Here is an 18,816-nt window from a genome sequence, read left to right on the forward strand (position 1 = left end):
GCCCGTAGCACCTGCAACGCCCCCCGGCGGCGCCCCCGGCGACCGGGCGGGACGGCGGCGCTCAGTGGGTGAGGCTCAGGGGATGCTGAACTTCAGCACGGCGCCTTCCTTGTTGTGCGCGACGACGTCCGCCTTCAGCTCGTCGCCGAACCCGGCCGTGCCGCCCGCGCCGCCCAGCTGCATCACGGTGCCCGCCGTCTGGAAGGTGACGGAGCCGTTGGCCACGGTGACATGCACGCTCACCCCGTTCGCCGTGATGTCCGCCGTGGAGGTCACCAGGACCTCGCACGCGCCGTCCGAGCAGGCGTCGGTGTCCTTGCCGTCCGCCGCCTTGGGCAGCCGGCCGGTGGGGTCGGGCGCGGGCGAGTCCGTACCCTCGCCGGGCTCTCCGGGCTTCCACCCCGCAGCGCACTGCTTCGCCCGCTCGTGCGCGGCCGCGAGCCGCGGGTCCTTCTTCGCCAGCGCCGACAGGTCCGGCTCGGGCGGGGTCAGGGACTGCACGAGCTTGTCGACCCCCGCCGCACTGCCCTCGGCGTCCTCCATGGCCGAGGCAGGGGAGACCTCGACAAGTTCGGGCAGGACGGCCTCCAGCTTCTCCAGCCAGGAGGCGAGCAGCCGGTCGGCCGCGGGAACACCCGACCGGCCGAGCTCCTTCAGGTCGCCGTCCACGGCTTCCACCGTGCTTGGTGTCCCGGAGAGGTAGCCCATGGCAAGGAGTTCGGCCGACGGGCCGGCCTCCGCCGGATTCCGGATCCCCTTCAGATCCGTCGCGCTGTCCTTCCGGAGGTTCTCGAGCGTGGTCGTCGACTCGCACAGACCGCCGACCCACTGCACCAGCTCCTTGGACGGCGACCGTGTCGGCGCCGGCTCGGCCGGCCCCTTGGCCGACGCGCCGGACTTGCCGTCCGCTCCGCCTCCGCAGCCGCCGACGGCCAACGCCAGCCCGGCGGCCACTACCGCGACGCGTCCCCTCTTGAACATCCCGACGACCTCTTTCCGCGCTGTTGCTCGGTCTTCGCGGGCCGGACCCCGGCACCGCAGGACCAGTTCAGCGCGGCACGGATTTGTTCGGCCACCCGGCCCGCAGCCGTGAACAACGCCCGGCGGTCGCACGAACTGCTTGGCAGCGAGGTGGTCGGCCGGATCGTCGGGCATGCCGGGCCGGGGCCGGACGGTTCTGCATCCGGTGCGTTCGTCTGGCCGGTGCGTTCGTCTGGCCGACGGGAGAGGCGGGACTGGGGCGAGAGGGGGGCGGCGGTGGTGCTCTGCGCGGCGGTGATCACGGCCGCGTGGGCGGTGGTGACTGTGGCACTGAGTGGAACCGGCAGCCCATGGTGGACCAGGCGGTGCGGCGACTTGCGGCCTCCCTCGTTGACCCGGGTGGTGAGCAAGGCGAAGCCGGGCATTGCTCTGACGGACAGGTTGAGCGGGCGTGGTCCCGGATGTCCCCCCGTCTTGGATCGCGCGGCTGTCGGGCTGGTGTTCCCCCGCACTGGTCCGGCAGCACCGGGTACCCGGTGCCGATGGGTACCGAAGAAGACCGATTACCGCCCACGGACGTACCGGCGCTGATCAACGAGATCGTGCAAGCCGTCCGGGACGGTGACGATCCGCGGATCAGGACGTTGCTTGAGCGACTGGCCCAGCGGGCGGACACCGAAGCGCTCCTGCTGCTACGCGCCCGGTTGGACGAAGACCTGTCCCCGGAAAGGTGATGTCACAGTTTGGGCCGGTGTGCCCCTGCCAGGCCTGTCTCGTAGGTGACGACCACCAGTTGCGCGCGATCGCGTGCCTGGAGCTTGGCCGGCAGCCGCCGACGTGTCTCTTGACCGTGGCGAGGCTCGGATGCAGGTGCTCTGCCAGTTCTGCGTTGGGCAGACCGCGGGCGGTCAGAGTGAGGACCTCCAGCTCGCGGCCGGTGACGCGGTCGAGGGTTCGGGCCGGAGGGCGGCCCGGCTCCGGCCGACGGGTGAGCTCGGCCATCAGACGGTGGGTGACCGAGGGAGCAGGCAGGGCGTCCCCGGCGGCGATGACGGAGATGGCGTTGAGGACCTCCGGCGGCGGGGTGTCCTTCAGGAGGAAGCCCGCTGCGGCAGAACGCGACGGGCAGGCCGACGGCGGCGCCGATCAGCCATGCGAGCCAGGCCGGGCCGCCGTGGGCCGGCTGCCCGTCGACTGCGGTCATGCCCGCGAAACTGTCGTAGACCACGGTCAGGGCAAGGGTCAACGGCAGGTCGATGGTGTGGGAGACGCCGGCTGGCCGTGCGGTTCATGGCACGACCGTATCGGTCCGGGCCCACTCAGCCCGCCTGCCCCGGCACGACCATCAGCGCGAGCGTCCCCAGTGTCGGCGGCACCCACCGCAGAGTCGACGTTGACGCGGCAGCCCAACTGCTGACCAGGCGAAACAGCCCAACGCCGGGGAAGCGTGGTCCGGCTGCCCTCTGGAACCCCGAGCTCCGCTCTTCAAGATCCCCGACAACGTCACCCACTCAACCGCCCGCCAGGAGCTGTTCCGTCCAGAGGGTCTTGCCGGCCGCCGTGTACCGGCTGCCCCAGCGGTGGGTGAGCTGTGCGACGAGGAACAGACCGCGACCGCCCTCGTCGGTGAGCTGTGCCCGGCGCAGATGCGGCTGTGTCTGGCTCGGGTCGGAGACCTCGCAGATCAGAACGCGGTCCTTGATCAACCGTAGGCCGACCGGGCCGCCCGCGTACCGGATGGAGTTCGTGACCAGCTCGCTGACGATCAGCTCCGTGGTGAAGACCAGATCCGCCAGCCCCCAGGCGGTCAGCTGGTCCGAGACGAGCTCGCGGGCCCGCCCGACGAGCGAGGGGTCGGCGGGCAGCTCCCAGACGGCGGTGGCATCGGCGGACACCTCCCTGACCCGCACCACGAGCAGTGCCAGGTCCTCGTCCGGCGGCTCGTGCGACAGGTCGCCCAGGATGCCGTGCCCGATCTCGGTGACATGCCGCCCGCTGTCGGCACCCTCCCGCACCCCCGCCCGGACCGCCTCCAGCTGCCGCTCCGACCGGTCGGTGCCCTTGGCGAGCGCTCCACCGTAGAAGGCCACTACATCGCCGGGCCGCAGGTACAGCTCCACCGGTTCGAACGGCTGTCCGCCGGTGCCCAGGACCGGACCCGGGCGGTACGTCACCGTGCCGGTCCCGGTCCGTCCCCTGGTGGCGAGCACGGGCGGCGGGTGGCCGGCGCCGGCCAGCACGCAGGTACGGGACACCGGGTCGTAGGTGGCGTAGAGACAGGTGGCGCCGGTCAGCGCGCTCGGCGCGTCCGCGTCAGGTTCCTGTCGGTCGTCGTCCTCGATGAAGCGCACCACGAGGTCGTCGAGGTGAGCCAGCAGTTCGTCCGGACTGAGGTCGAGATCGGCCAGGGTCTGCACGGCCGACCGCAGACGCCCCATCGCGGCCATGGCATTGAGACCGTGTCCGGCCACCGTGCCCATGACGAACGCAAGCCGCGTCGAAGGCAGTTGGATGACATCGAACCAGCTACCGCCGATGGCCGCGGTCGTGGCGGCGGGCACGTACACCCCGGAGGTCTCCGCGCCGGTGACGTCCATGACAGGCCTGGGCAGGAGGCTGCGCTGCAGGGCCTCCGCGGTACGGCGCTCACGGGTATAGCGGCGCGCGTTGTCCATGCTGAGCGAGGCCCGGGAGCCGATCTCCTCGGCGAGGACCGCGTCCTCCTGGTCGAACGGGCGGTGCTCCGCGGTGCGCCACAGGACCAGGGCACCGAGGACCGTGCCGCGTGCCTGCAACGGGACCAGCATGAGGGAGGCGGCCTGCGGCGGAAGGAGCAGCCGTACGCGCTCCTTCTCGCCCGCGAGCACTGCGCGGAGCTCGCTGAGGTCGGGGAGGAAGACCGCCGAGCCCCCACGCAGATGGACGCTCTCGACGCTCCGCAGCCGGATGGTGTCGCCCACGGAGTAGCTCTCCGTCGGCCACCGGCCGTCGGCAGCCCCCACGGCGACACGTCGCATCGGCGCTCCGGTGGCCAGCTCTCCCGGTTCCTCACCGCGCAGCACGGGTTCGGTGAGGTCAACGGCCACGAAGTCGGCGAACGCGGGGACGAGCAATTCCGCCAGCTGCTCGGCGTCGCGCACCATGTCGAGGGAGCTGCCGATCTCCGCGGCGGCCGCGTTGAGCAGCGCCAGCCGCTCGGCGGAGCGCTGGTCCGCGGGCGGCAGAGGTGGGGCCCGGCGGACGTCACCGGCGACGGCGACCGGTACGTGGTGGTCCGGGTCGGCGGGGCGCAGGCGCAGCAGGAACCGTGCCGACGAGCCCTCCACCAGGGTGATGACGTCGACGTCAGCCTCCAGCTGTCCGCCGTCCGGCCGCAGCATTCGGGCACGGGTGCTGCGCCGGGCACCACCGACGGCTCCGGCGACGAGGCGGGCCCACAGGGCGGGATCCTCGAAGAGCAGTTCCGCGTCCAGCCGCCCGGCGCCGGGGCCACCGATGGCCCCAGGAGCGCCCAGGAGCGTCACTGCCGGACGTGTGCCCGTAATGACCTGGCCGGCGGCGTCGAGTACCAGAACGGCCGTGGGAAAGTCCGCTGCCGCGACGGGTTCTCCCGGGCTGTTGTCGCTCACTCGCGTCTCACTCCGACAGGATCGAGGGCGCTCCTGATCTCATTGAACACCTCGCGCGCGGCGTGCGCGCGCCGGTGGACGGCCGCCGCGTGCCACCTCCCGGCGGCGCGGGCCGGGGCAGCGGCTGGAGCCGTCGGACTCGTCGTGCGGCTCCAGTCGCACGTACGCGTCGATTCCCGGATCGGGGGGCGCCGTGGACACCCGCCGAGCCCCGCCCCGGACTGGTCGCACCAGTTTCCGATGTGGATTCGGCGGTCGAAGCGGCCTCTGTCGACGGATGTGACCACGCCGGCCGGGGAGTCGGGGCCGCTGGGTCTGGTGCCGCCCCAGCCGCTGCGGGAGATGTCGATGAGCGTGTCCGCGCGCCGCGGGCGGGTCGGGGCGATGTCGGGTGGCAGTGGCGGCTGCGAGCTCACTGCTCGGGTGGTGCGGCGCAAGGGGGTCGTCCCGGTCACCGTGCCTCAGCCGCACGGGGTCCCGGCCCGGCACCGGATGCCGCCTGCCGCCGCTGTCGGCGCAGACTTCTCTCCGCTGGGACGCGAGCCCTGCCAACAAGGGCCTCGGTACGGGGCATGCGGATATCTGGATTGGACGGCCGCCTTTCCCACGGGACAGCGTGAGAGGCGACATCAGGTCAACAGCCCATTATTTGAAGTGTGCGACGGGCCAGATCCACGGGCCGCACATGACCTCCGATTGAGGGTTTCGGTGCGGGTGAGCGGAGGATTTGTCGCAGAGTCTCCACCGAGTGTTCAAGGATACGATTCAGGGACATGGCGAAGAGCACGCACACCGTGTCCGGAGACTTCGATTTGACGATGGACGAGCTGCGCGTCGTGGCGCGTTACGTGGTGCGGCACGCAGAGGACGTCCTATCGGTTTTTGAGCGGGCTGTTCCCGATGATCCCCGCCCCCGTGCGGCGATCGACGCGGCCTGGGCGTTCATCAACGGTGCCAACAGGACGAAATTGCAGCGCGTCACTTCCCTCGGCGCTCATCGAGCCGCCCGGTCCGCGCCCTCCGAAGCCGCGCGACTGGCCGCGCGATCCGCCGGTGACGCCGCCTCGGCCGCGTACTTGCACCCCATCGCCCAGGCCGGCCAGGTCGGCCACATCCTGCGGGCCTGCGCGAGCGTTGCGCGCATCGGGGAGGTGGAGGCGGGCGGCGATCCAGCGGTCGGGGATGCCTTGCTGGAACGGTCGCGGCGGCGTGCGACGCCGGTGCTCATCGATGTGCTCCGCCGCTACCCGCTCGCGACAGGCGGCAGCAGTCGTGTCGCCCGGCTGATGAGCACTTTGGATCATTCCCTGCGTCAGGCGGCTGAGCGGCCGCCAGGGCACACCGCAGGGAGCGGCGCCGATGTGCGCAGGAGGAAGCGCACGTCATGATCCTCCCGAAGGTCCGCGACCCTCGCTTCGTGACGATCCGCCGGGGTGGGACTCCCACTGATGCGGATCACCGTCTCCTCGCCCTATGGGCGTGCCGCGGCCCGGACCCGCGACGCCGGCTGGGCGGTACTCTGCCCCCTCCACCCCTGCGGCATCGTGGCCCCGGCCACCTGGCGGGACGCCCGGCCGGAAATCGCAACGCCGTTCCCCGCCGGGCGGAGCGACCCGCACCAGCGGCCCCGGCCCCCTGCGTCGTGCCGACACTGACTGCGACCAGGCACCGCCACGCGGATCGAGGAGGGGAGGGCCGTGGAGGACTTCGTGGCCCAGGACATCGCGGCCATGCGCAAGGAGGGCGACCTGCCGGCCCTCATGCGCCTGCGGATCCGCCCGGCCCGCGCTCCTGTCCACGTCGTGGCGCTGTGGCAACGCCCCCCGGGGCCCACCCGGTCACACAGCCGGTGCCTGCCCCTTCGCCACACCGCTGGAGGCCGGGCGTCAGCGGGCCCGGGGCGAAGCGGCCCTCCGCGACCGCCACCGCTGCCGGGCACTCGAACCCCCCTGCGAGGCCGACCCCTGCCGCTGCCCGCTGTGCGGCGCTCCCCGGGGAACGGCCGCGTGACGAGGTGGCACGGTGCGCCGCGTCAAGATCTTGGGTTCTGGCCCACGAGCTTTCGCGACTCGGATAGGCGCTGAGGTAGCCGGATTCCACGGGATCGAGCTGCGGGGCCGTCCACAGCGGACGCAATTGTCGGCGTACGCCGAACGTCCCCGGACAGGTACAGCCGCGCGTACCCAGCCTTCATGGTGTTCGGGGCCGGAGCGCCCGGGGACGGGGGACCCTGGGCAGGCCTGGACGAGTAGTTCGGATCTCGATCGCGGGCCCGGTCGGACTGTCTTGAACAGGGGCTCGGCGGCGACGTCACAACCTCACGTCGGAGACCCTGGCGCCCTCCGCTACTGCGGGATTCGGGACTACTCGTCCGGCGGTTGGTCTACGAGGCGCCGTCAAGGACCTCGCGCAGTCGATGCGCGAACTCGTCCGGCTTCCCCGGATATCCGAACTCGCCGTCGCAGAACCCGCCATGGTGGCTCGGGAACACGGTCACCCGCTGTCCGAGCAGTTCGGCGGTCGCGACGGAGGTGCGTCCGGTCTGCACGTTTTCGGACTCCTCGCCCACAGCGATCACGATGCGGGTCGGTGCAGCGGCGATCGCCTCCGTATCCGGCTGGTAGCCGCTGACCGCCCATGACCGGTCGGACAGCAGCGGATCGTCACGTGAGCCGTCATCCTCCATGGGGATCCCGAACGCGGCGGGATCGGCCTCCGGCTGCGCGAAGTACGCGTCGGTGAACTCCCCCTCCCACGAGGTCATGGCCACGAACGCGGCCATCCCGGCCCCCCGTCCCCGCTTCTCGTAGGCCTCCCGGACTCCGGCCCGCGCCCGTACGGCCGCCGGGCCGTCCGGCGTGAGGGTGATGAGCGGCGGCTCGTGCGCGACCAGGGTGGTCACGTCCGCGGGATACTTCGCCACGACCGCTAGCGCGGTGATCGCTCCGCCACTGCTGGCGAACATCTCAACCGGCCCGGCCCCCAGCGCCTCGATGACGGCGTGCACGTCGTCGGCCTGGGTCTGCGGCGTGTGGTCGACCCGCCCGTCCTCACGGGTGCTGCGACCGAGCCCGCGCGGGTCATAGGTGGCAACGGTCCGCTCGGGGAAGCGCGCGGCGAGCGCGGCGAAGCCAGCAGCGTCCATGGGCTGGCCGATCATGAACAACGGCGGGTGCCCGTCTGCGGTCGGCAGCGGCCCGCGAACGTCATAGACGAGGTCCGCGCCAGCTGTCTTGAGTGTGTGAGTCTCCATACCCGTGCAGACCGGCCCCGTCCCGGAAACTCATCGGCGCGGCCGGCGTCACTCCGCGATGCGGCTGCGCCCCACCTCGGAGCGCGCGCCTTTGCCCGATGACGGGAGGACAAGGGTCCCTGGGTACGAGAGGAACGCCCTGAGCGCCTCCTTGCAGCCCTTCGTCCGGCACGGGCCCGACCACCTCATGCACCATCCGGCAATCGACGTCACGGAACTCTGCGCTCTCCTGCCCGCCGGCTGAAGCCTCACCCGCCAACCGCAGCGCTCAGCCACAGCCAACAAGATCACGATCCAGGGCTGGAGTGCTAAGCGCAACAACGCCGACAAGCTCTGACGGCTCGGCGTCGCATGGGCCAACATCGGGCTGGACGCCGCCGACCCCGAGGTGCTCAAGGCGCAGCTGAAGAACCAGACGATCGACGAAACCGATCTCGAAGCCATCCGCATGCCGAACAAGGCGGGCATCTCGGTTCATGCCTCGTACATCGCCGGCGCTCTGGGAGAGCGGCTGGAGGCACTGGACCGCACCAACGCAGGGATCCGGCAAATGCTGGGCGAGGTGAAGCTCTCCTTGGTCGAGTTCTTGCGGTTTATCCCGTTGCCGAACGGTCCGGCATGGGATCTGCTGGTCGGCTATGAGCGGCCGAACTTCTTCGAAAGCAGCGCCGAGACCGACAGCCATCTGGCCGCTCCGGGAATCGCCGGGAGACGGGAGGGCCGGGAGGAAATGTTCGCCAGGTTCGGTGTCAGGGCTTGCTCGGCATCGACGAGCTGGGCGCTTTCCGGGCGGACAACTTCACCCCCATCGGTGGGATGTGTGCCCTGGAGCGCATCGGCGAGGTGGATGAGACGGTGAGCGCGCACAACGTGCACACGGGAAACAATGTCGGATGGCAGGGTGGCCTGGGGCCCGGCCGCCCGCCGGGCCCCAGGCGGGCGAAGAGAAGGGTGCCGGAATGCTGGGAGTGGAGAATCTGCCGACCTATGCCTTGGGCGCGGTGCTGATCATTCTGCTGCCGGGGCCGAGTTCTTTGTTCACGCTGTCAGTCGCCGCACGCCTGGGGGTCAGGGCCGGCTGTCGCGCCGCGACGGGGGTGTTCCTGGGCGAGACCCTGCTCATGGTGGCGACGGCTGCCGGGCTCGCTTCGCTGCTGCAGACCAACGAGCTGCTGTTCGCCATCGTGAAGTACGCCGGAGCCGGCTACCTGACGTGGATCGCGGTGGGCATGATCCGGGCGGCATGGGCGATGTGGCGACGCCGCAACGAGAAGACCGCGGAGGACGCGGCCGCCCCCCTTGACCCGTCGACGGCCGGAAGGCTGTTCCGGCGCTCGTTGGTGATCACCGTCCTGAACCCGAAGGCGATCTTGTTCTTCATCTCGTTCTTCGTGCAGTTCGTCGACCCCCAGTACGCTTACCCGGGGCTGTCCTTCGCGTTGCTCGCACTTGTCTACCAAGTCATCAGCATCGCGTACGTGACCGCGTTGATCCTCGCCGGTACGTACCTCGCCGCGCAGTTTCGCCGCCGCCAAAAGCTGTCTGCGGGCCTCACGACGGGGGCGGGAGCGCTGTTCCTCGGTTTCGCGGCGAAGCTGGCCACAACGAGCAATTGAGCGTGGCACCGGCGTCCCTCACGTCTTGGCCGCTTCGCTCGGCGGCCCCTGCGTGACGTGCGAATGGAACGCAGGGCCGCGGCCCCCAGTCCTGTCAAAAAAGCGGCTTTCAGCCCAGACCGTACGACGGTTGGCGGGCCACAGCGCGCTGAGCCCGCTGAACGGGCGCGTCGTCTGTCCAGCCCCGGCTCGCGGGGCCCGAACCGCGACAGGCGGCCCCTACGGCGCCGGCATTCACGTCAGCGGCAGCCGCCGAAATTCCTCATCTCCACGAATTCGTCGGCGACCCCGACTCCTGCGACCTCGATACCTTCAAGCGAACCAGTTGAGAGAGCCGCATGGGCCAGACGAGGCCGTCGAAACGGAGGCGAAGAGGAACCGCGGCCTGTTCAGACGACGCCGGCAGTCGCGGGCAAGCTCGAGGGGAACCTGGGCAAGCCGGACCGGACATCCCAGCCTCGGCCAAAGGAGGAAGCGGTGCGCAGTTTCGAGACGGGCCAGACGGTCGTACGGCGCGACGTGCACCGTTCCGGCCGGGTGTGCAGCGAGCAGGCGCTGCGGGTCGTCGCCGACACCGGCGAGGCGCTGGTGACCGCCTGCGCGCCCGGGGCGAAGGCCCGGTGGCCCGCCCTGTACGCGCAGGCCCGCGCGGAGCGAGACCGGTCGGTGCGCACGGAGGCGTTCGACGCGATGGCGACCGGCCGGTGGGAACTCGCCGCCGCGGTGTGGCGGGAGACCGACCTGCTGCTGTGGAAGCCGCCCGCGGCCTGGTTCAGCGTCAACGCCTTCTATGTGCCCGACGGACACGGGCGCCGGCTGCGGAACTGGTACGTCAACTTCGAGCACCCCACCCGCCGGACCGGGGCCGGCCTCGACACCTTCGACCTCACCGTGGACCTGGTGGTCACACCCGACCTCGCCCGCTGGGAAGGGAAGGACGAAGACGAGTACGCCCACGTGCGGCGGCTCGGCATCGTCTCCGACACCGAGCACCGGGCCGTCGACGCCGCCCGCGGTGAGGTCCTGGCGATGCTCGCCGAACCCTCCGGGATCTTCGCGCAGGCGGAGCGGTGGGCGGCCTGGAGGTGAGAGCCGGCCTGGCCCACGCCGTGCCTTTCCCGGCCTGTGACGGCTGCGGAGAGGGTCGCACCGGAAGGGGGGCTGAACCGTTGGCTGCAGCTGGTTCAGGGGCGGCAGGGGCGACGGTCATTCGGTCATGAGACCCGAAGTGCAGACGTTCGTTGCCGACGGACCGCTTCCCGACTGGGACGCGAGCGAGGAAGAAACCGCCAGGCGTGACCGCCGGCTGACGGCGATCTCCCGGCCTGTCACACCCGAAGATGCCTCAGCACCGTCAGTAACGCCAGGGCTGGTCGTTCGGGCCCAGTGCCCAGAGCCTGTCGGAGGACGGGTACGAGGTGTCGAGGTAGAGCGTATTCCAACTGCCGTTTCCGTACGTGTCGATCGTCAGCGCGAGGCTCTTGTTGACGACGGGACGCCAGATCTGCCAGGGCGAGTTCGTGTCGGAGGCCGTCTCGGGCTGGAGGTTCCACTTCTGGATCTCCGATCCGTTGCAGGTCTTCACGACGACTCGCATAGCGCGTGCGGGTGAATCGGCCAGCGGCTGGAGGCACTTGTTCGCCGCCACGTTCTTGAGGACGCGGTTGTGCGTGCCGTCGGGCAGTCGGCCGCTGACGACCTGTGACGCCCACTCCTCCGTGCTGTACTTCCAGTTCGGGTCCCGCAAGCTGTTGGCGAGGGCCCCCTCGGCCGCGGTGTTGTTGTCCAGCAGAGCGAGCCGCGAGCCGTCCTTCTTGTTGATGAGGTCGAAGGAGCCGGGCTCAGCTGCGGCCGGCGCGGTACCGGCGGTGACGAGGCCGGACAAGGTCAGTACGGCGGTAGACGCGGCAATGGCGGTGCGACGAAGCCTGGACATGGATGTGTCTTCCTTCCGATGGCATGGGGCCTGAACCACGTCGCTGAGTCTGCATGGCATTTGCTGCCTGTCGGATCCGTCGCGGCGAGACTCCATTCAATGGTGTAAAAACAGCCGTGGGGAGGAATTCGTCCGGGCACGCGGGGTAGTTGCACTGGCTTGTAATACTTGCGTTTGTCGCTGGAGTGGCTGGTTCGCCAGCGGTGGGGGCCGCCACCGCAGCCGCCCGTGACATCTGCATCCTGCGTCCCGACCGGAACCGCCCTCGAGTGCCATGGGCTTCCGATCTTCGTTTCTGGTGACGGAAAGACCGCTGAATGAGCACATGTGACAAGTCGGATGCCTCACCTGTGACCACCAGGCTGCTTCGGCCGTTCCCATTCGCCAGCTCATCCGGCTCCACTGGTGACAACTCCTGAGCTTCGGCTCATACCCGTATCCGGACCCGAGGAACGACGCCGAACGTGCGGCGAACCGCCAGGCCGCTGACGACTACCAGCGCCAGGAGGAGGAAGCGGCCGCCCTTCTCCACCTCGCCGAGGGGCTTCCTCCGGTCGCTCCCGAGCTGCTCCTCGAACAGGTGCGGCTCGACCGAGGAGGCCGCGGAGCGATTCAGTGCTCGTCCGCGAGACGGCGGGCCTGGCGTTGACTCCACGCAAAAGTCCTCGCGCACCGTTGCGCCGCCCCAAGCAGCGCTCGGTGCGGAACGACGGGTTGACGCGGAGGTGCTGCAGGCCGTCAGGAGAAGGAGAGGGTGCCGCGGCCGTGCACCGAGGAAAGCCCGCGTGTCGTGCGGCTGCGGACGTCGTTGGTGGGCTGCAGGCGGCCGTGGGCGCGCTGCCCGGCCATCCGGCCCCCGGGGCACCGTGCCGTTCGGCAGCGCGGCCGTGACCATGCCCGAGCCGCCTCGGGAGCGCAGGACGGAGGTGCCCAGTCGCCGACCGCCCGTTCCGTACCGGACCACCGTGGTCTGCCCTGCCATGTTCAGCGCCCAGGTGCAGGTGCAGGTGCAGGTGACGTTGCCGCGGCCCTGGAAGGTCAGTACGCCGGAATGTACCGCCCGCTGCCGGCCGGTGGGGGAGGTGCGGCCACGCAGCGCTACCTTGCCGCGGACGCGGACGGGCCGGGAGCGGGCGGTCATTGCGGGGCTGGGGGCGACGGGCCCGCCCGTGGTGCGCAGTGCGCACCGCAGATGCACCGGGGACGTTGCGGACACGGCGGCCTGTGCCGAGGGTTCTGCCACTGTCTGCGTTCCCCACGCGAGTGCCCGTACGAGGCCGCCGGTGAGCAACCCTCGCACGGCTCGGCTCAGCAGGTGTCCCGCCCGGCCCGCAGCAGCATCGTGCGTGCTTCCTGCTGTGTCACTCATCGCTACAATCCTCACGCTATGCGCCGGAATCATCACTTGGCGTGTCGGATCCCACTCAGGAAGAAGCACGATGAAGCCCGACGCACCGTCGCGCACCCCCCTCGCCCCGGTCCCGCCCCGCCGGGCGGCCCGACTGCTGCCCGCGCTCCTGCGGCATCCGCGCCGACTGGCCTGTTGTGGCTTGCTCGCCGTACTGCTGATCGCCGCAGTCCTGGCCGCGGTGCCCGCCCGTCTCTCGCCCGGCGGTTTCTCTGCCCAAGGCACCGAAGCGGTCCGCGCGGACGCAGTCCTGCGGGAGCGGTTCGCAGCCGGGCTGCCCGACCTCGTCCTGCGGGTGGACGCCCCGCGCGGCGTCGACGATGCGACCGTTACCGATGCCGGGCTGAGCCTGGCCGAGGAGATCGCCCGCCGCCCGGGCGTGGACCACGTCTTCTCCTACTGGAGCGGGCAGGATCCCCGGCTCGTCTCACGAGACCGCCACAGCGCCCTGGTGACCGTCGATCTCGCGGGCGACGAGATGGAGGCCACCCGCACGGCTCAGGCCCTGGTGCCGCAACTCACCGGGGACCGAGACCTGTTGCGGGTCTCGGCCACCGGCGCGTCCTGGGTCGGCGCACAGGTGTCCCAGGTGAGCCGCTCCGATCTGATCACCGCTGAACTGGTAGGCGTCCCCCTGGTCATGGTGGTCCTGCTGCTGGCCTTCGGCTCGGTGACGGCCGCTCTGCTGCCGGCCGTCGTCGGTGGCCTGGCGGTCGGCGGCACCCTCGCAGCGTTGCGCGTGCTCGCCCACTACTACCCCGTTTCCGTCTTCGCACCGAACCTCGCCGCCGCACTGGGCTTCGGACTCGCCGTCGACTACGCCCTGTTCCTTCTCACCCGCCACCGCGAGGAACTCGCCCGCGGCCTGTCGCCCACCGAAGCGATCACCGTCACCCTGCGCACCACGGGCCGGGCGGTACTCTTCTCCGCCGCCACCATCGCCACCTGCCTGGCCGCCCTGCTGCTCTTCCCCCTCACCTTCCTGCGCTCCCTCGCGGTGACCGGAATCGTCGTCGTCGTCCTGTCCGCCGCAGCCGCCCTGCTCCTGCTGCCCCCCGCCCTTGTCCTGCTGGGCGGGCGCCTGCAGCGGGCCCGCTGGCTGAGCAGACCCGCCCGCACCCGCTCCGGCGCCCTGTCCTGGACCCGGATCGCCCGTCTGGCCACCGATCACCCCGCACTGACCGGGGCCGGCACCGCCGCGGTGCTCCTGTGCCTGCTGTCACCCTTCGGGCATGTACGGTTCGGCCCCGCCGACGTACGTGTCCTTCCCACGTATACCGAGTCCCACGCGGTGGCCCGGCACATCGCCGCAGACTTCGACCTGCCCTGGAACCGAACCCTGCAGGTTCTCCTCCCGGAGACCGACTCGCTGGAGCAGGAGGCGCAGCTCGACGCGTACGCCCGCCATGTCTCCGCACAGCCCCGGGTTGCCGTGGTGGACAGCGCCCTGGGCACCTACCGGCACGGGCAGCAGGTCAAGGGCCCGGGCCCGGCCGCCCTGATCTACACGGCTGAGGGCTCGACCTGGCTCACCGTGCTGGCCGACGGCTCGCCCACCCATGACGGCGACCTCATTGACGCCCTGCGCGCGCTGCCCGCCCCTGGCCCGCACCTGGTGTCCGGGGAGGCGGCACGCCAGCACGACACCGAAAAAGCGCTGGCCGCCCGGCTGCCGCTCGCCGCTGCCTGGGTCGCCGTCTCGGTCGCCGTGCTGCTGTTCCTGCTGACCGGCTCCCTGGTCCTTCCCCTCAAGGCCCTGGCGGTCGGTCTGCTCAGCCTCGGCGCGAGCTTCGGGATCATCGTCCACGTCTTCCAGGACGGTCACCTGCTGTGGCTTCTCGGCGGTGCCACGGTCACCGGCGAACTGATCCTGCCTGTACCCGTGCTGATGTTCGCCGTGGCCCTGGGCATCAGCATCGACTACGAGGTGTTTCTTCTCGCCCGCGTTGGCGAGGCCTACGACCAGGGCCTGCGACTGAAGGACGCCGTCGTCACCGGCGTCGCACAGACCTCACGCGTCATCACCACCGCTGCCGTACTGGTCGCGGTCGCTCTCCTGCCGCTCCTCACCTCCCGCCTGTCCATCCTCAAGATGCTGGGCCTCGGACTGGCCCTCGCCGTCCTCGTCGACGCGACCCTCGTCCGCGCCTTCCTGGTCCCGGCGGCCATGTGCCTGCTGGGACGGGCCAACTGGTGGGCCCCCGCCCCACTGACACGCCTGCACCAACGCCTGTTCCCCACCGCCCCCCACCACACGCGCACCGCCCCCCTGCCCGCACCCCGGCCGCGCGCGCCCGCGCCGGACACCACAGCACCTCACTGACGGCCCATGCGTCGCAGCCGGCAGGACGGGCCGTCGGCCGCACGGCCGGGCGACGGTTGCACGAGGCTCCGAGGCGCTGCACGGTGCGGGGTGGTGCTGGGGAAGCACCGGGCGGAGCGGCCCACCGGCTGCCCCCGATGCCGGCCCGATGTTCTTGCCACGCAAGGTGCCTGACCGTGCCCAGGTGACGGTCTGCGGACGCGAAGCGGACCGCACCCAGGCCGGGTACAGGACGCCCGGACCGCAAACCCGCGCGGCACTGCCTGGTGAGGCGTTACCGCGGTGCGACGGCCTCTGTTTGCCCGAGGGCCCGGACCATGTAGTCCTCGTCGAGAGGCCTGGGACCGGCAGGGTCGCCAGGGTCAGGGCCCTGCTACGGCGTGACCCGCCCGGCCTTCCTGCTCGCGGACCTGCCCGTGGAGTTACCGGGCCGGATGCGTTCGGACCGAGTCCTGATACTTTCCGCCTCCGCCCCAGCCGGCGGGCAAGCGCGGGCGCAAACCCAAGCACGGGGCAGAGTTCACCTTCGAGGACCCGGCCGCCTGGCCGGACCCTTGCCGAAGACCTTCGCAGACCCGGGGAGCGGCCCGCACACCAAGGACGTCTCACCCCTGCACGGGTCCGCCGAGGACTTCGCCGCCTCCACGGCAAGGCCCCCCGGCCAGCCGGTGCACCGAAACCCAGCACGGCAGGCCCAGGCCGGCCAATCGGCGTGAAGAACAAGCACCGTGCACGCGAACGCACCATAGGGAAACAGGGCCAACCGGACCTCGCGGCAGCCATCACAAGCAGCAGAGGACCTGCTTGCACGAGGCGGCGGGACGTTCGCGTCAGCTGCCGGTGGTGACGATTGCTGCCAGGGCGTGTTCGGCGAGCGCGGTGATGGTGAGGGAGGGGTTCGCGCCGCCCACGTTGCCCGGCAGCAGCGATCCGTCGACCACGTACAGCCCGCGATGGCCGCGCACGCGTCCGTGGAGGTCGGTGCATTGGCCGATGACGCAGCCGCCGACAGGGTGGGCGGTGAAGGGGTAGGGGTTGTTGACCGTGAGAGGCAGCGTGCCCAGGTTGTTGGCGGCGACACGGGCGCTGTAGGCGTGCACCGCGTGGGCGGCCGCGGCGGATTTGTCGGGGGTCCAGTCGGCGAGGTGGACGCGGCCGGTGGCACGGTTGTAGCGGAAGCTGCCGCGGTGGTCGTGATCCACCGTCATGCCAAGTGTCACCACCGCCGGGACAGCTGTGTAGGTGGGCAGCACCCAGTTCTCGACCAGGAGTGGAAGGCCGAACCCGCGGTGCAGGAACGCCGCAGAGGCGCTCGGTGATCCCTGGCTGCCGCCGTGGAAGGCAAGGGGCTGGCTGCGCAGGTTGAGCTGGTCGCCGTTGTCGCCGAACCCGGTGCCGATAGCGTCGGGAAGGTCGGGAAGGTCTCCGCGTTCGCGGGCGGCGACCAGGAGGCGGTTGGTGTTGAGGGTGCCGGCCGCCATGAAGAGCATGTCACAGCTCAGCTCAAGGGTTTCGAGGACCGTTCCGCCGGAGTCGAGGCGGCGGACCCCGACGAGATAGCCGCCGCGCCTGCCGCGCCGAAGCGAGATCACTTCGTGCAGGGGGCGCAGTTGCACGTGGCCGGTGGCCAGCGCGGCGGGCAGATAGCTGCGGGTGAGGGACTTCTTCGCCCCGTTGCCGCAGCCGAAGTCGGAGTTGCCCACGGTGGCCGACAGCGGGGCAGTGCCGGCGAGTTCAGCGCGGATGGTGGCCCAGTCGAAGGTCGATTCGAGGGCGAAGGTACGAAAGCCTGCCCGGTGCAGCTGCCGGTCCCACAGCCTGGAATGGGTGAACGGAGCGGAGCGGTAGATGTCGCCGGGCATGCGGGTGGCACCGAGCATGGCACGGGCCTTCGGGAACCACCGCTGGTGGAACGCGTCGTAGCGCAACGCGGCGGGGTAGAGGGATTCGAAGTAGCGGCGGGGCGGGGCGAGGGTGACGCCTGTGTAGACCACCGATCCGCCGCCGACCGCGGCGGCGCAGGCAATGTCCAGACCGGCTTCCTGGGACACCTCCATGACACCGAGGTTCGGCCGCACTGGTACCGGCAGCATCGCCGGCCACCGGGTGATGCTGCGCCGCCAGAACATGGTGTCGGTGATGGCGTGGGCAGAACCGAAGAGGTGACGGTCGGGAGCGACGGGCCACTCTCGGCCGCGTTCCAGGACCAGTGTGTCGACCCCCGCCTGTCCCAGGCGTAGCGCGGCCACCGAGCCCCCGAAACCGGATCCGATCACGATCGCACGGAAACGGCCACGGCGGACGTCACGGGCCGGGCGGCTGCCGGAGTGAGCGACGCCTGCGCTGAGAATGGCGAGCGTGCCATTTCCCGCGAGGCCGATAATTCCTCGACGAGACACAAACAAAGGCCCTCCAAAGGGATAACGATATGAGATGCACTGTGGCTCATACCGCTGACGACGACGCCGGCGGGCGCCCAGGCTAACCTCTGTCCGGATCCATTCCCGGACGTGAGCACCCCGAGCCCGCAGGCTTTTCGGGTGTACGCCTGATCAGTGCAGTACCGGACCGCGGTACCCCGGAGCGCCTGGTGGATGCAAGCGTGGTTACTGAAGGATTCAGCTCCCCCGGAGCTCATTTCCAATTCAGCGGTATATCGTTCGGCCTGACTGTCGGCTACCTGGTCAGCCATGGTCCTGCCACGTCCGGCTCCCTCGAACACCGCGGCGATACGCACCAGCGACTGCCGGAAGGGAAGTCGGGCGCGCCGACGGAGAGTTGAGCGACAGCGTGGTGTGCGGACCGTCGGGGGCGTATCGGAGTGCTCTGCGAGTCGTTGAGGATGCGTGAGTGCATCGCATGAAGCCCTGTTAGCACAGGTGAAGATCGACCTGCTTGAGAAGCTGCAGAATTCGGCGGAGGAGACAGATCCGGAGGCCTCAAGCCTTGACCTCGGCCCTGCCTCCCCGGACGTGCTGGAGCTGTCGTCCTTGGTGGCCAAACAGTGTGGTGTACGGGCAGGGACGAAGGACCTGTTCGCGGTGGAGAAGCCGGACGGCAGCGCCGGGCTGACGGAGAAGTCGGCGGGGGTGGTCAGGTGACCACGTGCGGGGCAGCCGTGACCGGGCTGTGTCGTGTGACATCGGCGAGCATCGGCGCGGGAAGCAACTGGAAAGCGGAGTATGAGGGCTGCGGCGTGGGCGCTCCCGATCCGGTACTGGATGCTCCACCCGTTCGTACTGTCTGCCGGGTCCGCGGCTGTGATGCCGAGGACAGCCCCTCGGGGGCCGGACGGTCCACCGCACGCACAGAGCGAGGCACGGTGGATACGGCACTTTCGAAGAGGAACACGTCTCTCTCGATATGCGCGGCGAAGCCGAAACGGGGGGTGGGCAACGATCTCGGGACGGCCCCGGTACGGCTGTCCGACCCTGCCCTGTTGTCCTGTGATCCCGCTGTGGTGAGCCGTACGGCGGTACGCATTCAATGGCCGGAGTACCGTGCCGCGATGCGACGGCTGCTGGAGCCGGTACCGGCTGTGGTCGGCCTGTGGTGCACGCGGCGTTCGTCATTCCGTACCTGCCGGCGGGCCACCTGTGCTTCAGCGCGGTAAGCGGTCTTGGGCGCAGCGCCCACGCAGGGTGCGTCGTGGAGCCGTGCTACTTGAAGC

Annotated in this window: 13 protein-coding genes and 4 pseudogenes; 9 read left to right on the forward strand and 8 right to left on the reverse strand. The window is 70.3% G+C overall.

The genetic code is table 11. The features are described from left to right. Positions 1–75: 75 nt before the first annotated feature. On the reverse strand, positions 76–981 hold the full coding sequence (locus ABD374_RS12385; protein WP_344494444.1) for a hypothetical protein: 906 nt from the start codon (positions 979–981) through the stop codon (positions 76–78). Between the two features lie 542 nt (positions 982–1,523). On the opposite strand from ABD374_RS12385, the gene ABD374_RS12390 reads away from it, so the two are divergent. Further along, a complete protein-coding gene (locus ABD374_RS12390) occupies positions 1,524–1,715 on the forward strand; it encodes a hypothetical protein (RefSeq protein WP_344494503.1) in 192 nt (63 codons plus the stop codon). Between the two features lie 148 nt (positions 1,716–1,863). Here ABD374_RS12390 and ABD374_RS12395 read toward each other — a convergent pair. The 3 genes and pseudogenes from ABD374_RS12395 to ABD374_RS12405 form a co-directional block, all read right to left on the reverse strand. After that, positions 1,864–1,983 (reverse strand): annotated as a pseudogene (locus tag ABD374_RS12395) (DNA-binding response regulator); the annotation flags it as partial. Between the two features lie 509 nt (positions 1,984–2,492). Beyond that, positions 2,493–4,610 (reverse strand): ATP-binding SpoIIE family protein phosphatase, encoded by a 2,118-nt coding sequence (locus ABD374_RS12400; RefSeq protein ID WP_344494446.1) that lies wholly within the window; start codon positions 4,608–4,610, stop codon positions 2,493–2,495. 123 nt (positions 4,611–4,733) lie between these two features. Further along, positions 4,734–4,963 (reverse strand): annotated as a pseudogene (locus tag ABD374_RS12405) (glycoside hydrolase family 6 protein); the annotation flags it as partial. 420 nt (positions 4,964–5,383) lie between these two features. Here ABD374_RS12405 and ABD374_RS12410 point away from each other — a divergent pair. Together ABD374_RS12410 and ABD374_RS34580 are read left to right on the forward strand one after the other, a co-directional pair. Next, a complete protein-coding gene (locus tag ABD374_RS12410) occupies positions 5,384–5,998 on the forward strand; it encodes a putative immunity protein (RefSeq protein WP_344494448.1) in 615 nt (204 codons plus the stop codon). Then, positions 5,995–6,094: pseudogene (locus ABD374_RS34580) on the forward strand (putative immunity protein); the annotation flags it as partial. The gene ABD374_RS12410 and the pseudogene ABD374_RS34580, both read left to right, overlap by 4 nt. An 899-nt stretch (positions 6,095–6,993) precedes the next feature. On the opposite strand, the gene ABD374_RS12415 reads toward ABD374_RS34580, so the two are convergent. Beyond that, complete coding sequence (locus ABD374_RS12415) at positions 6,994–7,863, reverse strand: alpha/beta fold hydrolase (RefSeq protein WP_344494450.1); 870 nt, start codon at positions 7,861–7,863, stop codon at positions 6,994–6,996. A 388-nt stretch (positions 7,864–8,251) separates the two neighbouring features. Here ABD374_RS12415 and ABD374_RS12420 point away from each other — a divergent pair, with 388 nt between their 5' ends. From ABD374_RS12420 to ABD374_RS12430, 3 genes are all read left to right on the forward strand, one after another. Further along, the gene (locus ABD374_RS12420) at positions 8,252–8,722 is read left to right on the forward strand and encodes a radical SAM protein (protein WP_344494451.1); all 471 of its coding nucleotides are present in this window, start codon (positions 8,252–8,254) and stop codon (positions 8,720–8,722) included. Between the two features lie 100 nt (positions 8,723–8,822). Continuing rightward, complete coding sequence (gene leuE, locus ABD374_RS12425; RefSeq protein WP_344494452.1) at positions 8,823–9,479, forward strand: leucine efflux protein LeuE; 657 nt, start codon at positions 8,823–8,825, stop codon at positions 9,477–9,479. Positions 9,480–9,956: 477 nt separating this feature from the next. Continuing rightward, the gene (locus ABD374_RS12430) at positions 9,957–10,568 is read left to right on the forward strand and encodes a ribonuclease FAU-1 family protein (RefSeq protein WP_344494454.1); all 612 of its coding nucleotides are present in this window, start codon (positions 9,957–9,959) and stop codon (positions 10,566–10,568) included. Between the two features lie 265 nt (positions 10,569–10,833). On the opposite strand, the gene ABD374_RS12435 is transcribed toward ABD374_RS12430, so the two are convergent. Both ABD374_RS12435 and ABD374_RS12440 read right to left on the reverse strand, forming a co-directional pair. Next, on the reverse strand, positions 10,834–11,415 hold the full coding sequence (locus ABD374_RS12435) for an RICIN domain-containing protein (protein ID WP_344494456.1): 582 nt from the start codon (positions 11,413–11,415) through the stop codon (positions 10,834–10,836). Positions 11,416–11,842: 427 nt separating this feature from the next. Then, on the reverse strand, positions 11,843–12,070 hold the full coding sequence (locus ABD374_RS12440; RefSeq protein WP_344494458.1) for a hypothetical protein: 228 nt from the start codon (positions 12,068–12,070) through the stop codon (positions 11,843–11,845). A gap of 784 nt (positions 12,071–12,854) precedes the next feature. Here ABD374_RS12440 and ABD374_RS12445 point away from each other — a divergent pair. Both ABD374_RS12445 and ABD374_RS12450 read left to right on the forward strand, forming a co-directional pair. Continuing rightward, positions 12,855–15,146, forward strand: a complete 2,292-nt coding sequence (locus tag ABD374_RS12445) for an MMPL family transporter (RefSeq protein ID WP_344494460.1) — start codon at positions 12,855–12,857, stop codon at positions 15,144–15,146. A 547-nt stretch (positions 15,147–15,693) separates the two neighbouring features. Continuing rightward, positions 15,694–15,993, forward strand: a pseudogene (locus ABD374_RS12450) (hypothetical protein); the annotation flags it as partial. Here ABD374_RS12450 and ABD374_RS12455 read toward each other — a convergent pair. Then, positions 15,977–17,422, reverse strand: coding sequence for a GMC oxidoreductase (locus tag ABD374_RS12455; RefSeq protein WP_344494462.1), 1,446 nt, complete (start codon positions 17,420–17,422; stop codon positions 15,977–15,979). The pseudogene ABD374_RS12450 and the gene ABD374_RS12455 overlap by 17 nt on opposite strands. 603 nt (positions 17,423–18,025) lie before the next feature. Between ABD374_RS12455 and ABD374_RS12460 the strand changes: the two genes are divergently transcribed. Beyond that, positions 18,026–18,247 (forward strand): hypothetical protein, encoded by a 222-nt coding sequence (locus ABD374_RS12460; protein ID WP_344494464.1) that lies wholly within the window; start codon positions 18,026–18,028, stop codon positions 18,245–18,247. The last annotated feature ends 569 nt before the right edge of the window (positions 18,248–18,816 follow it).

The organism is Streptomyces enissocaesilis (assembly GCF_039533765.1).
In the GTDB taxonomy this organism is placed as follows: domain Bacteria; phylum Actinomycetota; class Actinomycetes; order Streptomycetales; family Streptomycetaceae; genus Streptomyces; species Streptomyces enissocaesilis.